General features: G+C 60.5%; 14 protein-coding genes and 1 pseudogene. 3 read left to right on the top strand and 12 right to left on the bottom strand.

The window, feature by feature from the left end; all coding sequences use genetic code 11:
- The 5 genes and pseudogenes from IMW75_RS27385 to IMW75_RS15535 form a co-directional block, all read right to left on the bottom strand.
- A pseudogene (locus IMW75_RS27385) lies at positions 1–111 on the bottom strand (DNA polymerase IV); the annotation flags it as partial.
- Between the two features lie 141 nt (positions 112–252).
- The gene (locus tag IMW75_RS15550) at positions 253–1,212 is read right to left on the bottom strand and encodes a hypothetical protein (RefSeq protein WP_045061100.1); all 960 of its coding nucleotides are present in this window, start codon (positions 1,210–1,212) and stop codon (positions 253–255) included.
- 17 nt (positions 1,213–1,229) lie between these two features.
- Entirely contained in the window at positions 1,230–2,945 is a 1,716-nt protein-coding gene (locus IMW75_RS15545; RefSeq protein ID WP_045061099.1) for a proline--tRNA ligase, read from the bottom strand.
- A gap of 132 nt (positions 2,946–3,077) precedes the next feature.
- A complete protein-coding gene (locus IMW75_RS15540) occupies positions 3,078–4,634 on the bottom strand; it encodes an AmpG family muropeptide MFS transporter (RefSeq protein WP_045061098.1) in 1,557 nt (518 codons plus the stop codon).
- A gap of 43 nt (positions 4,635–4,677) precedes the next feature.
- A complete protein-coding gene (locus IMW75_RS15535) occupies positions 4,678–4,971 on the bottom strand; it encodes an MGMT family protein (protein WP_205893123.1) in 294 nt (97 codons plus the stop codon).
- Positions 4,972–5,195: 224 nt separating this feature from the next.
- Between IMW75_RS15535 and IMW75_RS15530 the strand changes: the two genes are divergently transcribed.
- Positions 5,196–6,203, top strand: a complete 1,008-nt coding sequence (locus IMW75_RS15530) for a DUF481 domain-containing protein (protein WP_045061096.1) — start codon at positions 5,196–5,198, stop codon at positions 6,201–6,203.
- A 139-nt stretch (positions 6,204–6,342) separates the two neighbouring features.
- Here IMW75_RS15530 and IMW75_RS15525 read toward each other — a convergent pair whose 3' ends face one another.
- Positions 6,343–6,552 (bottom strand): cold-shock protein, encoded by a 210-nt coding sequence (locus IMW75_RS15525; RefSeq protein WP_002554837.1) that lies wholly within the window; start codon positions 6,550–6,552, stop codon positions 6,343–6,345.
- A gap of 357 nt (positions 6,553–6,909) precedes the next feature.
- Between IMW75_RS15525 and dcd the strand changes: the two genes are divergently transcribed.
- Together dcd and IMW75_RS15515 are read left to right on the top strand one after the other, a co-directional pair.
- Positions 6,910–7,476 carry a dCTP deaminase gene (gene dcd / locus IMW75_RS15520; RefSeq protein ID WP_045061095.1) on the top strand — a complete coding sequence of 189 codons (567 nt, stop codon included), beginning with the start codon at positions 6,910–6,912 and terminating at the stop codon, positions 7,474–7,476.
- Positions 7,477–7,582: 106 nt separating this feature from the next.
- Entirely contained in the window at positions 7,583–7,792 is a 210-nt protein-coding gene (locus IMW75_RS15515) for a hypothetical protein (RefSeq protein WP_045061094.1), read from the top strand.
- A 69-nt stretch (positions 7,793–7,861) separates the two neighbouring features.
- Here IMW75_RS15515 and pdeM read toward each other — a convergent pair whose 3' ends face one another.
- The 6 genes from pdeM to IMW75_RS15485 all read right to left on the bottom strand — a co-directional run bounded on the left by pdeM (position 7,862) and on the right by IMW75_RS15485 (position 14,507).
- Positions 7,862–8,515 (bottom strand): ligase-associated DNA damage response endonuclease PdeM, encoded by a 654-nt coding sequence (gene pdeM / locus IMW75_RS15510; protein ID WP_045061093.1) that lies wholly within the window; start codon positions 8,513–8,515, stop codon positions 7,862–7,864.
- Positions 8,515–11,001, bottom strand: coding sequence for a ligase-associated DNA damage response DEXH box helicase (locus IMW75_RS15505; RefSeq protein WP_205893121.1), 2,487 nt, complete (start codon positions 10,999–11,001; stop codon positions 8,515–8,517). The genes pdeM and IMW75_RS15505 overlap by 1 nt, the downstream gene beginning before the upstream one ends.
- Before the next feature lie 161 nt (positions 11,002–11,162).
- Positions 11,163–11,927 (bottom strand): ABC transporter ATP-binding protein, encoded by a 765-nt coding sequence (locus IMW75_RS15500; RefSeq protein ID WP_205893120.1) that lies wholly within the window; start codon positions 11,925–11,927, stop codon positions 11,163–11,165.
- Positions 11,928–11,941: 14 nt separating this feature from the next.
- Complete coding sequence (locus tag IMW75_RS15495; protein WP_205893119.1) at positions 11,942–13,060, bottom strand: succinylglutamate desuccinylase/aspartoacylase family protein; 1,119 nt, start codon at positions 13,058–13,060, stop codon at positions 11,942–11,944.
- Between the two features lie 11 nt (positions 13,061–13,071).
- The gene (locus tag IMW75_RS15490) at positions 13,072–13,782 is read right to left on the bottom strand and encodes an ABC transporter permease (protein ID WP_045061089.1); all 711 of its coding nucleotides are present in this window, start codon (positions 13,780–13,782) and stop codon (positions 13,072–13,074) included.
- Positions 13,779–14,507, bottom strand: coding sequence for an ABC transporter permease (locus IMW75_RS15485; protein ID WP_045061088.1), 729 nt, complete (start codon positions 14,505–14,507; stop codon positions 13,779–13,781). Before IMW75_RS15485 ends, IMW75_RS15490 begins: the two co-directional genes overlap by 4 nt.
- Positions 14,508–14,525: the final 18 nt, after the last annotated feature.

Genomic DNA, 14,525 nt, shown 5'->3' with positions numbered 1-14,525 from the left:
GGTGAAATCGTGGAATTTCACTTTGACGAACGGCTTGCCCGGCCGAGAGCTGCTGTCGATCCGCGCCATGCGCCCGGCCAGCGTCTCCAGCAATTCGGGGAGCGGCTTGAGGATATGCGGGGTGGGTTTGAGCAGATGGAGTTGTTTGAGCGGTAGTTTTTCAAAGTCAAAAGATCGCAGCCTTCGGCAGCTCCTACAGGAAGCGCGCCGCCCTGGTAGGAGCTGCCGAAGGCTGCGATCTTTGAAGAGACTTTAATTCGAATTCGGCCCCGGATCCGCCACCAGCCGCCCGGCATCCTTGGTCAAGGACTTGAGGAATTCGGTCTGTAGCTCCGGATCATTGCGAGTCAGTTCGATCAGGCTCTGTTCCAGTTCAGTGGCTTCTTCCTCCAGCCCCAGCTCCGACAGGCGCTTGACCCGGTGCACCCACTGGCTTACTTCGTCATCTTCCAGGTCGTCGTAGATCAGTCCGTGAGCTTCGAGCAGTTTGCCGCGCAGTGAACTGCTGACGGCCAGGGACGTATTGACGTGTACCTCGTCCTGGCCGTCCGCGACGCTGATCAGCAAGCGGGTCAGATGATTGATGTCATGTTCAGCGAACGGGCTGTCCAGCAGGTTCAGGCGTAGCACGCCATTCTTGTCGGTAGTCAGCTCGAACGTCTCCTTGCCGGCCTTGACCTGCACCGGGCGCTCGCTCCATGGCAGGCTCGAGTACTCGGTGCGCTTGTCGAGCTGGACTTCGTCGATACCCGCCAGGTTCTGCTGAGCGCGACCATGGGATTGCACGTTCATGAACGGATTGAGCCCGGCGAAACCGTAGCTCAGCCAGTCCTTAGTCACGCTGTCCGGCAGATTGCCCAGGGCGAACACATTGACCACGTTCGCGCCGACGCCGGCCACCACAGCCACGGCGCCCAGCGGAATTTCGTAAGCCTCTCGCCAGGGTTGGTAGGGCGTGTAGCGGTCGTAATGGCGAGTGACCTCGAACTCGGTGACTTCGAAGGTCTTCTGCTCGTGGATTTTCACCCGGCGTTGCGGCAGCTCAAGCACCTTGGGCTCGCCGACATCGACCTGCAGGCTGTGATCGAGCAATTTGCGCTCGACACGTTCCTCGTGCTCGCTGCGTTGTGACATTTGATTGGCACAACCGCTGACCAGCAGGGTGCCGCACAGGGCGGCACCACCGAGGCCTAAGGTGTTTCGCTTGAACATGACTTCTCTATCTGGTGTCAGCGGCGGATACGGGCCTGGAGGAAGGGCAGCACGTCAGCGACCGGCAATGCCTGTGCTTCAGGTTCGGTGCGGCTCTTGTATTCCAGGTTGCCATCGGCGAGGCCGCGGTCGCTGACCACGATCCGGTGAGGAATGCCGATCAGCTCCATGTCGGCAAACTTGATGCCCGGGCTGGTTTTCTTGTCGCGGTCGTCCAGCAACACTTCGAAACCGGCCGCCGTCAATTCTGCGTACAGCTTGTCGGTGGCTTCGCGGACCTGTTCGTTATCGTAGCGCAGCGGTACCAGCGCGATCTGGAATGGAGCGAGTGTGTCACTCCAGATGATCCCGTTGGCGTCGTTGTTCTGTTCGATGGCCGCAGCCACCACGCGGGACACGCCGATGCCGTAGCAGCCCATTTCCAGGGTGACCGGCTTGCCGTTCTCGCCCAGCACTTCGCACTTCATCGCTTTGCTGTACTTGTTGCCCAGCTGAAAGATGTGCCCGACTTCGATGCCGCGCTTGATTTCCAGGGTGCCTTTGCCGTCCGGGCTTGGGTCGCCGGTCACTGCATTACGCAGGTCGGCAACGGTCGGAACCGGCAGGTCGCGTTCCCAGTTCACGCCGAAGTAGTGCTTGTCGTCGATGTTGGCGCCAATGCCGAAGTCGCTCATCAGCTCCACCGAGCGGTCGATGATGATAGGCAGCGGCAGGTTCAGCGGGCCCAGCGAACCAGCGCCGGCGCCAATGGCGTCGCGCAGTTCGGAGTCGGTAGCCATGACCAACGGGCTCGCCACGCCAGGTTGCTGGGCAGCCTTGATCTCGTTGAGTTCGTGGTCGCCACGAATGACCAGGGCGATCAGCTTGCCTTCTTCCTCGGCGCGCACGATCAGGGTTTTGATGGTCTTCTCAATCGGCAGATTGAATTTTTCCACCAGGGCGGCAATTGTCTTGGTGTCCGGGGTGTCGACCAGGCGCAGCTCTTCAGTTGGCGCCGGGCGGGAGGTTTCCCGGGGCACGGCTTCGGCTTTTTCGATGTTCGCGGCGTAGTCGGAACCGTTGCTGAAGGCGATATCGTCTTCGCCGGATTCGGCCAGTACGTGGAACTCGTGGGAGCCGGCACCACCGATGGAGCCGTTGTCGGCTTCCACAGGGCGGAATTTCAGGCCCAGACGGGTGAACACGTTGCAGTAGGCCTGATGCATGCGGTCGTAAGTGACCTGCAGCGAAGCCTGGTCCGCGTGGAACGAGTAGGCGTCCTTCATGATGAATTCGCGACCGCGCATCAAGCCGAAGCGTGGACGGATCTCGTCACGGAATTTGGTCTGGATCTGATACAGGTTGATCGGCAGCTGCTTGTAGCTGCTCAACTCGCTGCGCATCAGGTCGGTGATGACCTCTTCGTGGGTCGGGCCGGCGCAGAAATCACGACCATGGCGATCCTTGAAGCGCAGCAATTCAGGGCCGTATTCTTCCCAGCGCCCGGATTCCTGCCACAGCTCAGCCGGTTGCGTGCTCGGCATCAACACTTCGAGAGAGCCGGCGGCGTTCATTTCTTCGCGAACGATCGCTTCAACCTTGCGCATCACTCGCAAGCCCATGGGCAGCCAGGTGTACAGGCCCGAGGCGAGTTTGCGGATCATGCCGGCGCGCAGCATCAGCTGATGGCTGATCACGACCGCGTCGGAAGGCGTTTCTTTCTGTGTGGCGAGCAAAAATTGACTGGTGCGCATGGTTGGCCGTTGTCGGTTGCTGATGACGAGAAATGACGGAGCATTGTACGGGCGAGATCTGCTGGCGTACAGGCGTGCGGTCGGTGGTGTCGCGGCAGGGCGGGAATTACCCCGCTCCTGCGCGCTTTCCAGCTAAAGGGGTTCTTCGGCCGCAGGTGCAGGAATCGGTTCCGGTGTCGGCCCTGCGCGGCGGCTTTCCTGATACCAGTGCAGCATGATCAGGAGCAGGGTCGGGACGCCCAGCAACGCGGTGATCAGGAAGAAGTTGTGGTAACCGAATTTCTCCACCATGACCCCTGAGTAGCCGCCAATCAGGCGTGGCAGCAGGAGCATGATCGAGCTCAGCAGGGCGTACTGGGTGGCGGAGAACTTGAGGTTGGTCAGGCTCGACAGGTAGGCGACGAACGCCGAAGTCGCCAGCCCGGAACTGAAGTTGTCCAGGGAAATGGTGACAATCAGCATGTTCAGGTTGGCGCCCATGTCCGCGAGCATCAGGAACAGCAGGTTGGTGCCGGCTGAAGCAATGCCGCCGATCAGCAGGATTGGCAGGATACCGAAGCGCACGATCAGCAACCCGCCCATGCCGGCGCCCACCAGCGTCATGATCAGGCCGAAGATCTTGCTGACGCTGGCGATCTGATCCTTGGTAAAACCCTGGTCGATGTAGAACACGTTGGCCATCACACCCATGACCGTATCGGACATTCGATAGGTGGCGATCAGGCCCAGCAGCAGCAGCGCCTGCCAGCGGTAGCGCAGGATGAAGTCGTTGACCGGAGTCAGCACCGGTGCCAGGCCGCGGCGACCCATGGCCGACAGGCACATGAAGGTCAGCGTGGTATAGAGAATGGCCCGCAGGAACGCGCGGTCTTCCAGCAGCAGGTCGAGCACGCTGTGGCCTTCGAACAGCACGCTGGCGAAATCGGTGTTGTACAGCTGGGTGAACATGGCAGGCACAGACACCAGCAACACGATCAGTACGAACACGGAAGCCAGTTGATGCGCGAAGGAGTACCGCCCGGCCTGCAGTTGCGTGCGCAGGGGCACCGGCGGTTCACGCATGAAGAAGGAGGTCAGCAACGCCGGGATCATCAGGGCGCCGAACAGGATGTAGGTGCCTGCCCAGGCTGAATGCTGGTAGTTGAAGCCTGTCGAGCCAAAGCCTTCGGCGAAGAACAGTGCGCCGGCCGTGGCCAGTAATGCGGCAATACGGTAACCGGACATGTAACTGGCGGCGAGGGCAGCCTGGCGGCTGTCGTCGGCAATTTCCAGGCGATAGGCGTCGACCGCGATGTCTTGTGTCGCCGAAGCGAAGGCCACGACCACGGCGATCGCGATCAACCAGGACAGGTGTTTTTGCGGGTCGCAGAAACCCATCCCGATCAGGCCGAGAATGACCAGTGCCTGGGAAAGGACCAGCCAGGAACGTCGACGCCCCAGCTTGCCGAGCAATGGCAGGCGCCATTGGTCGAGCAGCGGCGACCACACCCATTTAAAGGCATAGGCCAAACCGATCAGGCTTGCATAGCCAATGGTTTCGCGAGCCACACCGGCTTCGCGCAGCCAGACCGAAAGTGTTGAAAACACCAGCATGTACGGCAGGCCGGCGGCGAAACCCAGCAGCAACAGCACGAGCGTTGAAGGGCTGGCATAGGCGGCGAGCGCGGCGCGCCAGGTTTTACGGGGCATGGGCTGGAGTCTGCCTCAAGATTACGGAAACAAAGCGCGCACTCTAACCGCTGTGCTCTACCGGGCGCCAGCCATGGCGCTGAATATCAACACGATTATTCAGGATGCTGACGCCTTCCTCGCGCAATCGCGCGCGCTGTTCATCCCCGCAAGCGCTGCCTGCTGGCAGGCTCAGGCGCCCGCCCGCGCCGAGTACCCGGTGCCACGGTAATTTGCTGTCATCGGGAAGCTGGCTAAGGGTTCGGCCGACATAACGAGCGGCGCGCCCCAGTCCTGCCAGCTCGGCAAGCTGCCCGTAACTGACGACCTTGCCCGGCGGCACCTGCGCCAGCGTCATGTAGAGCGCCGTGCGTCGGGTTTGCGCAGCGCTGTCGTTTTCATTGAGCGGGTCTGTCACGTGCGCAATTCCTGCGGGTCGCGGTATTTACGGTCACCAGAGTAAGTCGAGAATGGCCAATTGAGAAATGAACTCAATAGAAATAGTCGTGTCAGTGCTTGCTAGGGTCTTATTCGTAAGGATAATGCCGACTTTTTTTCGCAAACTTGAGCCTGTATTTGCTTATGGTGTCCAGATCCCTGCTGTGCCTCGCTGTACTAAGTGCTTCCACACCCTTGCTCGCCGACACCGTCTGGTTGAAGAACGGTGACAAGCTGAGTGGCAAGATCACCCTGTTTGACGGCGGCAAGCTGTTGATCCAGACCGAGTACGCCGGCGCGATCCCGATCGACTGGAAACAGGTCAAGACGCTGGAAAGCGATCAGGAGTTACTGGTCAAGCAGGATGCTTACACCGGGGAAAAGGCCAAGTCACTGCATGCGGCAGACGATGGCAAGGTGACGCTGGCCAATGGCGATGCGCCGAAGACCGTGGAGCTTGCCAGTATCCAGCAGATCCTCAAGCCCAAGCCGGTGGTTGAGGACCTGGTATGGAAGGGCAATGTCGACATGGCGCTGGACTACCAGCGGGCCGAGAAAGACACCGATGACTACGATATCGACTTCAAGACCAGTGCGCGTCATGGCAAGTGGCGGCATACGGCGGAGGGCGAATACAACCGCGAATTCCAGGACGACGTGGTCACCACGGATAACTGGCGCGGTGAGTACTCCCTCGATCGGTTCCTCACCGAGAAATGGTTCTGGCAAGGTCGCGCCGTCTATAAGCGCGACAAGGTCGAAGACCTGTCCCGTCAGCGCACCGTCGGTACCGGTCCTGGTTATCAGTTCTGGGATGACGAGCTGGGCGCGTTCTCGCTGGGATCACTGGTCAACCGCACGGATTATGAGTACGCGGACGGTGGCAAGGAAAACTTCTATTCCCTGGCCATGAAGTGGGACTACAACCGCTACCTGATTGGCAAGAAGGTCGAGTTCTTCACCAACGGCGAGGTGGGCAAGCCATTGTCAGGCGTTGCGGATTACGCGCTGGATACCGAAGTGGGGTTGCGTTACAAGGTAACCGATTGGGCTTCGCTTAACCTGAAGGCTGAGCGAGATGTCATCAGTGGTACTGATGATGCTGATTTGGAGAAGACCCGTTATACCGCTGGGTTCGGTGTGGCCTGGTAATAAGCGCTTAAGCTCAAGATCAAAAGATCGTCCGATCGCGGCCCGAGCCTTCGGACGATCTTTTTTGCCTGGCAAAAACACACAGGCACAAAAAAGCCCCGCTTTTGAGGGCGGGGCTTTTTACTAAAGCAAGTACAAGTTAGATAACTTGAACTTCTTCAGCTTGCATGCCTTTCTGACCGCGGGTAGCGATGAAAGAGACCTGTTGGCCTTCTTTCAGGCTTTTGAAGCCGTCGGATTGGATAGCTTTGAAGTGAACGAACAGGTCGTCACCGGATTGTGGAGTGATGAAGCCGAAGCCTTTTTCATCGTTGAACCACTTAACGGTACCGGTTTGGCGATTAGACATGGTGTAACTCCTTGAACAAAGATAACTGCGACGCAGGAAGAACCCTGGCCGAGACTGAGTGCAAAGAGCAGGAAAAATTCTTGTAGATGGTTGGATCGAAATTCAACATATCGTGTAGAGATTCTCAGTGACACAAGCAGCACAGTGGCGCCACCTTAACCCTTTTTCCGGAATGTGCCAATGCTTCTTGCGAAGGTTTCTCTTATTTCGTGACTGACGGTGCATCAAAATACAGTGAGGGCCCGGAAATTCGGGGGGCGCGCGCGGGAGAATTTTATTGCGCTCTTTGAACCGGCGACCCGCCCCCGGTAAGATGCCGGACAGATTTTCTCCACCTCGCTATTCAGGACACCCGCCATGAGCATCAAATCGGACAAGTGGATTCGCCGCATGGCGCAAGAGCACGGCATGATCGAGCCCTTCGTTGAGCGCCAGATGCGCGGTGAAGGTGCCGAGCGCCTGATTTCCTACGGTGTGTCGAGCTACGGCTACGACGTGCGCTGCGCCGATGAATTCAAAGTGTTCACCAACATCAACTCGGCAACCGTCGATCCGAAAAACTTCGATGAGAAGAGCTTTGTCGACGTCCAGAGCGATGTCTGCATCATTCCGCCCAATTCGTTCGCACTGGCCCGCACCGTGGAATTTTTCCGCATACCGCGCAACGTGCTGACCATATGCCTGGGTAAAAGCACCTACGCCCGTTGCGGCATCATCGTCAACGTGACGCCGCTCGAGCCGGAGTGGGAAGGCCATGTGACCCTGGAATTCTCCAACACCACCACGCTGCCGGCAAAAATCTACGCCAATGAAGGTGTCGCACAGATGCTTTTCTTCGAATCCGACGAAGAGTGCGAAGTGTCCTACAAGGACCGTGGCGGCAAGTATCAGGGCCAGCGCGGCGTTACCCTGCCGCGCACCTGAGTCATCCATCTGACGGGTCGTGGGAATTCTTCGGCGGGAAGACACTCTATTGGGTGTACTGCCCGGTTCGCGCACAGTGAACCGGGCCACTGCTCAGGAGTGCTCTATGAAGATCGATCCGCAAATAAGTGCCGAACTGGCAAGGCTTGAGCCCAATCAGGTTGGCGTTTTGGCCTGGTCACTGCTGGCGCACCCGCCACTCAGCATGGCCGGGGGCATCCCCGGCCAGCCTGATCCTGATACCCCCAACGAACAACCGACCGAACCTGGCGAGCCCACCTTGCCGGATGAGCCGCCTCCAGCGCCTGTTGCATGATGCGCCGGCCATTGCCGTGTGGGAGCGAGAGCTCCTACACCGGCCATTGCCGTGTGGGAGCGAGAGCTCCTACACCGGCCATATCTCGTTGTCGCCAATCACGAACAATCTGCAACTGTCATCCCGCTCGACCTGGTACCCGCCGGTAAATGCGCCGAAGGCAGGTAGCAGGCTGACAGCCTCTGCAAGCCTGAAGCACGCCAGGCGCAAGCTTTGTCGCCCGCGACCCTGAAGCCGATACACCGGATGGACGTGACCGGCCAGCACGTGCCGGTCGGGGTGCGGGTCAGGCTCATGTTGCAGCGCAAAGGGCCCGAGCAGCATTGGCTCCGGCACTACGCGAATGTTCAGTGAGGTTGGCGGGTCGCCGGCGCGCTTGTCGTGATTGCCGCGGATCAATGTCATCGGCAGGTCGATGTGCCGCGCACGCCACTGCGCCAGTGCGCTCAAAGTAGCCGGTGCGTGGGAGCCAGGGCCGTGCAGGAAGTCACCCAGGAAAATGAGTTGCCGACACGCCAGTCGGGCCAGCAGCGCGTCCAGCACACGGATGTTCTGCGTGGTAGTGCCCTGAGGCACGGGCTGACCCAGGCGCCGATACGCGGCAGCCTTGCCAAAGTGCACATCGGCCACCAGCAATGCCTGTTGCGCTGGCCAGTAGATGGCTTTTTCCGGTAGCAGCCACAGCTCTTCACCCGCGAGCCGGACGGGGTAGGGTGTACTCATCAGGCTTTCCCTTTCTCTGCAGTCGTTTCCAGGTCGCTGACCATGCGGCGGATGCGGTCGGCAAGTTTTTCCGAGCTCATGCTTTCGCGCATGCGCTCCACCAGCAGTGGGAAGGCCAGCGGTGTAGGACGTTTGATCGGGTGCAGGTCGAGCCTGAGTCGGCCGATTCGTTCAAGTGTCTCTTCCAGGCGCCGTATATCCAGTTCCTCGCGCAACACTTCTTCCCCTGCCTGGGCCAGGAGCAGGTTGTCAGCATCGTATTGCTTGAAGACTTCGAAAAACAGGCCGCTGGAGGCCTGTACCTGCCGGGTACTTTTCGGCGCGCCGGGATAACCGGCAAACACCAGGCCGGCGATGCGCGCAATCTCGCGAAAACGGCGCAAGGCCAGCTCGCCCGCATTCAGGCTGGCAAGCACATCAGCCATCAAGCGCTCAGGACTGAGCAGCGCCGGGTCGAGATGCTCAGACCAGTCCACATGGGTGGCGCTCAGCAACTCCAGCCCGTAATCATTCACCGCAATGGAGAACGTAACCGCCAGGCGCTGACTGACCCGCCACGCCAGCAGGCTGGCCAGGCCCAGGTGCACCTGGCGTCCAGCAAATGGGTAGAGAAACAGGTGCCAGCCCTCGCGGGATTTCAGGGCTTCGGCCAGCAGGCTTTTATCCGTTGGCAGCCCGGACCATTGTTGCTGCACTTCCAGCAAGGGGCGCAACGCTTTCATTTCCGGCCCGATGAACTCGCCTGACGCGGCTGCGCTGAAACGCGCAACCACCGCCGTGGCCAGTTCATTGGAGAGCGGCATGCGTCCGCCATTCCAGCGCGGCACCGCGGCTTTTTTCGCCGTGCTGCGCTTGACGTAGGCGGTCATGTTTTCCACCCGCACCAGCTCCAGCAAGCGCCCGGCGAACAGGAAGCCGTCGCCGGGCTTGAGCCGGGCTATGAATCCCTCTTCGACACTGCCCAGTTGCTTGCCGCCACCGCCCTTGCTCCAGAACTTCAGCTGGATGCTCGCATCGCTGACGATGGTGCCAATGCTCATGCGATGGCGTCGCGCCAAGCGCGCGTCGGGTACCCGCCACACGCCATGCTCATCCGGTTCGACCCGGCGATAATCCGGATAGGCCGTCAGAGACAGCCCGCCGTGACGTACGAAAGCCAGCGCCCACACCCAGTCCGCCGGGCTGAGGTCGCGATAGGCCCAGGCACCGCGTACTTCTTCGTACAATTCCTCGGGTATGAAACCACCTCCCAACGCCATGCTGACCAGGTGTTGCACCAGTACATCCAGCGGCTTGTGCGGCGATTCCCGAGGCTCGATGCGCCGCTGCGCTACGGCGTCCTGCGCCGCAATCGCCTCGATCAATTCAAGGCTGTGAGTCGGAACCAGTGTCACTCTTGACACTCGCCCCGGTGCGTGGCCGGAGCGGCCTGCCCGCTGCATCAGCCGCGCGACGCCTTTGGCCGAGCCGATTTGCAGCACCCGTTCCACCGGCAGGAAATCCACCCCCAGGTCGAGACTGGAGGTGCAGACCACGGCTTTGAGCTGCCCATCCTTGAGGGCCCGTTCAACCCAGTCCCGGGTATCGCGCGACAGTGAACTGTGATGCAGCGCAATGATCCCGGCCCAGTCCGGCCGAGCCTCCAGCAGCGCCTGATACCAGATTTCCGATTGCGCGCGGGTATTGGTGAACACCAGGGTGCTGGGGCTGGACTCGAGTTCGGCGACCACCTGCGGCAGCATTTTCAGGCCAATGTGCCCGGCCCAGGGAAAGCGTTCGATGGCGCGAGGGCGCAGTGAATCGACTCGCAGGTCTTTGCCGCTCTGGCCCTGCACGCTAATGCCGTCGCCATGGGGGATCAGCACTTGCTCGGCGTGGGCCTGATTACCCAAGGTGGCGGACACGCCCCAGACCACCAGGTCGGGTTGCCAGCGGCGCAGGCGGGCGAGGGCCAGTTGCAACTGCACTCCGCGCTTGTTACCGAGCAATTCGTGCCATTCATCCACCACAATCATGCGCAAGGTCGACAAGGCGCTTTGCGCGTCGGCCCGGGCCAGCAGCAGAGTGAGGCTTTCCGGGGTGGTGATCAGCGTGGTGGGCAGGCGCCTGCTTTGCCTGGCCCGTTCGCTGCTGCTGGTGTCACCGGTTCGCAGGCCGACGCTCCAGGGTATCTGCAGGTCCTGCAGAGGCCCCTCCAATGCTCGCGCGGTGTCCGCCGCCAATGCGCGCATCGGGGTAATCCACAGGACGGTCAAGGGTTCGGCTACAGGTTTGCGCTTGCGCGGGGTTTCGACCGGGGAGAGGGTGCTGGCGTAGCGGTTGAGTGCGCCAAACCAGACGGCGTAGGTTTTGCCGGCGCCGGTACTGGCGTGCAGCAGTCCCGACTGGCCTTGCTTGACGGCGGTCCAGACCTGCTTTTGAAAAGCGAACGGCTTCCAGCCGCGAGCGCTGAACCATTTTTTTGCAAAGTCTGGAGAGGATCCCATGCCGGCTGCTTTGCCCTGTAGGAGCTGTCGAGTGAAACGAGGCTGCGATCTTTCGAGCTGGCGTTTGCTGAACTAGTTCAAAAGATCGCAGCCTCGTTTCACTCGACAGCTCCTACGCAGGCGCCCCCGCAGAAATGATCTGGGGGCCAATCGAGCTCCCGTTATTTCAGGTTTCCGCTCAGGAACTGCTTCAACCTCTCGCTGCGCGGATTGCCCAATACATCCTCGGGCGCGCCTTCCTCCTCGACCAGACCCTGGTGCAGAAACAGCACCTGATTCGACACCTTGCGCGCAAAACTCATTTCGTGGGTCACCATGATCATCGTGCGGCCCTCTTCGGCCAGGCCCTGGATCACTTTCAGCACTTCGCCGACCAATTCCGGGTCCAGGGCTGAAGTCGGCTCGTCAAACAACATCACCTCCGGCTCCATCGCCAGCGCGCGGGCAATGGCGACGCGTTGCTGCTGACCGCCCGAGAGAAAGGCCGGGTACTGATCTGCCACCCGCGCCGCCAGGCCCACCTTGTCCAGATAACGGCGGGCGCGGTCCTCGGCTTCCTTTTTGTCGCAGCCCAGCACCCGGCGTGGTGCCATCGTGATGTTCTCCAGCACCGTCATGTGGCTCCACAGATTGAAGTGCTGGAACACCATCGCCAGGCGTGTGCGAATCTTTTGCAGTTCATCGGGATCGGCCACATGCATGCCGTGGCGATCCTTGATCATGCGGATACTCTGGCCGTCGAGGCTCATCGCACCGTCGTTGGGCTGTTCGAGAAAGTTGATGCAGCGCAGAAAGGTACTTTTGCCCGAGCCGCTGGCGCCGATCAGGCTGATGACGTCGCCGGTTTTTGCCTTGAGCGAAACACCCTTGAGCACTTCATGATCGCCATAGCTTTTGTGCAGGCCTTCAATGGTCAGTTTGTACATGGGGCAATGCATCCTCAAGGCGAAAGTAGGTAGCCGCTGCGATAGGCTTCAGTGCCCGCAACGTGGGCGATCACCATGCCAGCCGTGGCCATGCGTCGCAGTGACCGGGCGTACATCAGCCCTGCGGTGGCGCAATGGACCGGGGTGACCTGGTCAAGCACCGGATCAATGATTTCAGCCACCAGTTGCCCGGCTTCCAGGTATTCCCCAGGCAGCGCCGCGAACACCAGCAAGCCGCCAACCGGCGTCGTTACGGGCTCCACCGCGGCCAGTGGTGTCGCGGGGTAGGGCAATTCGGGCAATGGCCCCGGCGTGCCGACGATGGCGCCGAAGTGGATCAGGTAGTCGAGCATTGCCTGGCAGTCGAGACTGGCCAGGGGGTGATTGACGTCACCCTGGCCGCGCAATTCGACGGTGACCGAGAAACTGCCCAAGGGGATGTCGAAGTGCTCGCCGAAGCGCTCTTTCAACTGCCACCAGAGTAGCGTGAAGCATTCGTCAAACGATTGGCCGCCGGAATCGGTGGCCAGGAGGCTGGCTTCGGCGCCGATGTAGCGGGCCAGTGGCTCCACCTGAGGCCAGGCCTCGGGGGTGGTGTAAAGGTGCGCAACGGCTTCGAAATCGCAATGCAGGTCCAGCACCAGGTCGGCATCACAGGCCAGCCTTTGCAGGGTCAGGCGTTGGGATTGCAACTGGGTCGTCGCCGTGTGCCGCGCCAGGGCCTGGCGCAGGCTGCTGCGGATCACCTGCAGGTTGCGTTGTGGATCGTCGCCCAGTTGCCCTTCGATGTCGTTGCCGACTTCTTCACTCAGGTCGACGAACCAGCGGTTGAAATTCTGTCCGCTTTCCAGCTCGTAGCGCCCGAGGGGGACATCCATCAGAACCTGTTCGAGGCCAATCGGATTGGCCACGGGTACCAGTACGATTTCGCTGCGCAGGCGGCCGGCGGCTTCCAGCTCCCTGAGGCGCTGCTTGAGATGCCAGGCCACCAGCATGCCGGGCATTTCATCGGCGTGCAGGGATGCCTGGATGTAGATCTTGCCGCTGGCCGACGAGGGGCCGAAGTGAAAGCTGTGAATCTGCCGTGCGGTCCCCGGTAGCGGGGCCAGCAAGTCATGGATCTGGTGGCGCATGGTGCAAAGTCCTAGTGGGTCGGCCCGAGGAAGGCCAGCCATCGGCGTTCGGCGAGGCGGAACAGGCCGACCAATGCAAAGGTAACGGTCAGGTAGATCAGGGCGGCGATGCCGAACGACTGAAAGGTCAGGAAGGTCGCCGAGTTGGCATCCCGCGCGACTTTCAGGACATCCGGGATAGTTGCGGTAAACGCCACGGTGGTCGAGTGCAGCATCAGGATCACTTCGTTGCTGTAATAGGGCAACGAGCGGCGCAGGGCCGAAGGCATGATCACGTAGGCATACAGCTTCCAGCCCGTCAGGCCGTAGGCTTTGGCCGCTTCGACTTCGCCGTGATTCATGCTGCGAATGGCCCCGGCGAAAATCTCCGTGGTGTAGGCGCAGGTGTTCAGGGCAAACGCCAGGATCGTGCAGTTCATGGCATCGCGAAAGAACGCGTCCAGCACCGGTTGATCACGCACCGCCGCCAGGCTGTAGATGCCGGTGTAGCAAATCAGCAACTGGATATAGAGCGGCGTCCCGCGAAACAGGTAGGTGTAGAACTGCACCGGCCAGCGCACGTAGACCTTGGGCGAGACCCGGGCAATCGATAGCGGGATCGACACCAGGAAGCCGATGAAGATCGATGCGCTGAGCAACCACAGGGTCATTGCCAGGCCTGTGATGTTATAGCCGTCGGTATAAAGGAAGGGTTTCCAGTATTCCTGCAGGAGTTCGATCATCGTACGGCCTCCCGCGAGCCGGCGGCGTAGCGGCGTTCGAGCCAGCGCAGGACGAAGTTGGAGGCGCTGGTAATCAGCAGGTAGATCAGTGCCGCCAGCACCAGGAAATAGAACAGTTGGTAGGTACTCTTACCGGCGTCCTGTGCGGCCTTGACCAGGTCGGCGAGGCCGATGATCGACACCAGTGCGGTGGCCTTGAGCATTACCATCCAGTTGTTGCCGATGCCTGGCAGGGCAAAGCGCATCATTTGCGGGAACACCACGATACGAAAGCGTTGGCCGCGATTGAGCCCGTAGGCGGTGGCGGCTTCGACCTGGCCCCGGGGCACTGCGAGGATCGCGCCACGGAAGGTCTCGGTGAAGTAGGCGCCATAAATGAAGCCCAGGGTAATGACCCCGGCACTGAACGGGTTGATCTCGATATATTCCCATTCCATGAAATCGGTAAACGATGTCAGCCAGGTCTGCAGGCTGTAGAAAATCAGCAGCATCAGCACCAGGTCCGGCACCCCGCGGATCAGCGTGGTGTAGACCTGCGCCGGCACCCGCAGCATTTTGACTTTCGATAGCTTGGCCGTGGCGCCGAGCAGGCCGAGCAACACGGCCACCAGCAGCGACAATGCCGATAATTTGATGGTCATCCAGGTGCCTTCCAGCAACAACGGGCCAAAGCCCTGGAGGCTGAAGGCTGAGAGCCCCAGATTTTGCAGGAGGTTTTCGAACATAAATCAGCAACCTGATCG

It is taken from the genome of Pseudomonas gregormendelii (assembly GCF_017114825.1).
GTDB classification, from domain to species: Bacteria; Pseudomonadota; Gammaproteobacteria; order Pseudomonadales; family Pseudomonadaceae; genus Aquipseudomonas; species Aquipseudomonas gregormendelii.
The sequence above is the reverse complement of the archived record's forward strand: the minus strand, read 5'-3'. Positions and strand labels throughout refer to the sequence as shown.

Excerpts from the sequence above, each read along its gene's own strand:
- IMW75_RS15495 (WP_205893119.1), bottom strand. The coding sequence starts at position 13,060 with ATGCGCCACCAGATCCATGACTTGCTGGCCCCGCTACCGGGGACCGCA.
- IMW75_RS15525 (WP_002554837.1), bottom strand. The coding sequence starts at position 6,552 with ATGTCTAATCGCCAAACCGGTACCGTTAAGTGGTTCAACGATGAAAAA.
- IMW75_RS15500 (WP_205893120.1), bottom strand. The coding sequence starts at position 11,927 with ATGTACAAACTGACCATTGAAGGCCTGCACAAAAGCTATGGCGATCAT.
- IMW75_RS15545 (WP_045061099.1), bottom strand. The coding sequence starts at position 2,945 with ATGCGCACCAGTCAATTTTTGCTCGCCACACAGAAAGAAACGCCTTCC.
- pdeM (WP_045061093.1), bottom strand. The coding sequence starts at position 8,515 with ATGAGTACACCCTACCCCGTCCGGCTCGCGGGTGAAGAGCTGTGGCTG.
- IMW75_RS15530 (WP_045061096.1), top strand. The coding sequence starts at position 5,196 with ATGGTGTCCAGATCCCTGCTGTGCCTCGCTGTACTAAGTGCTTCCACA.
- IMW75_RS15485 (WP_045061088.1), bottom strand. The coding sequence starts at position 14,507 with ATGTTCGAAAACCTCCTGCAAAATCTGGGGCTCTCAGCCTTCAGCCTC.
- dcd (WP_045061095.1), top strand. The coding sequence starts at position 6,910 with ATGAGCATCAAATCGGACAAGTGGATTCGCCGCATGGCGCAAGAGCAC.
- IMW75_RS15540 (WP_045061098.1), bottom strand. The coding sequence starts at position 4,634 with ATGCCCCGTAAAACCTGGCGCGCCGCGCTCGCCGCCTATGCCAGCCCT.
- IMW75_RS15550 (WP_045061100.1), bottom strand. The coding sequence starts at position 1,212 with ATGTTCAAGCGAAACACCTTAGGCCTCGGTGGTGCCGCCCTGTGCGGC.
- IMW75_RS15515 (WP_045061094.1), top strand. The coding sequence starts at position 7,583 with ATGAAGATCGATCCGCAAATAAGTGCCGAACTGGCAAGGCTTGAGCCC.
- IMW75_RS15535 (WP_205893123.1), bottom strand. The coding sequence starts at position 4,971 with ATGACGCTGGCGCAGGTGCCGCCGGGCAAGGTCGTCAGTTACGGGCAG.
- IMW75_RS15490 (WP_045061089.1), bottom strand. The coding sequence starts at position 13,782 with ATGATCGAACTCCTGCAGGAATACTGGAAACCCTTCCTTTATACCGAC.
- IMW75_RS15505 (WP_205893121.1), bottom strand. The coding sequence starts at position 11,001 with ATGGGATCCTCTCCAGACTTTGCAAAAAAATGGTTCAGCGCTCGCGGC.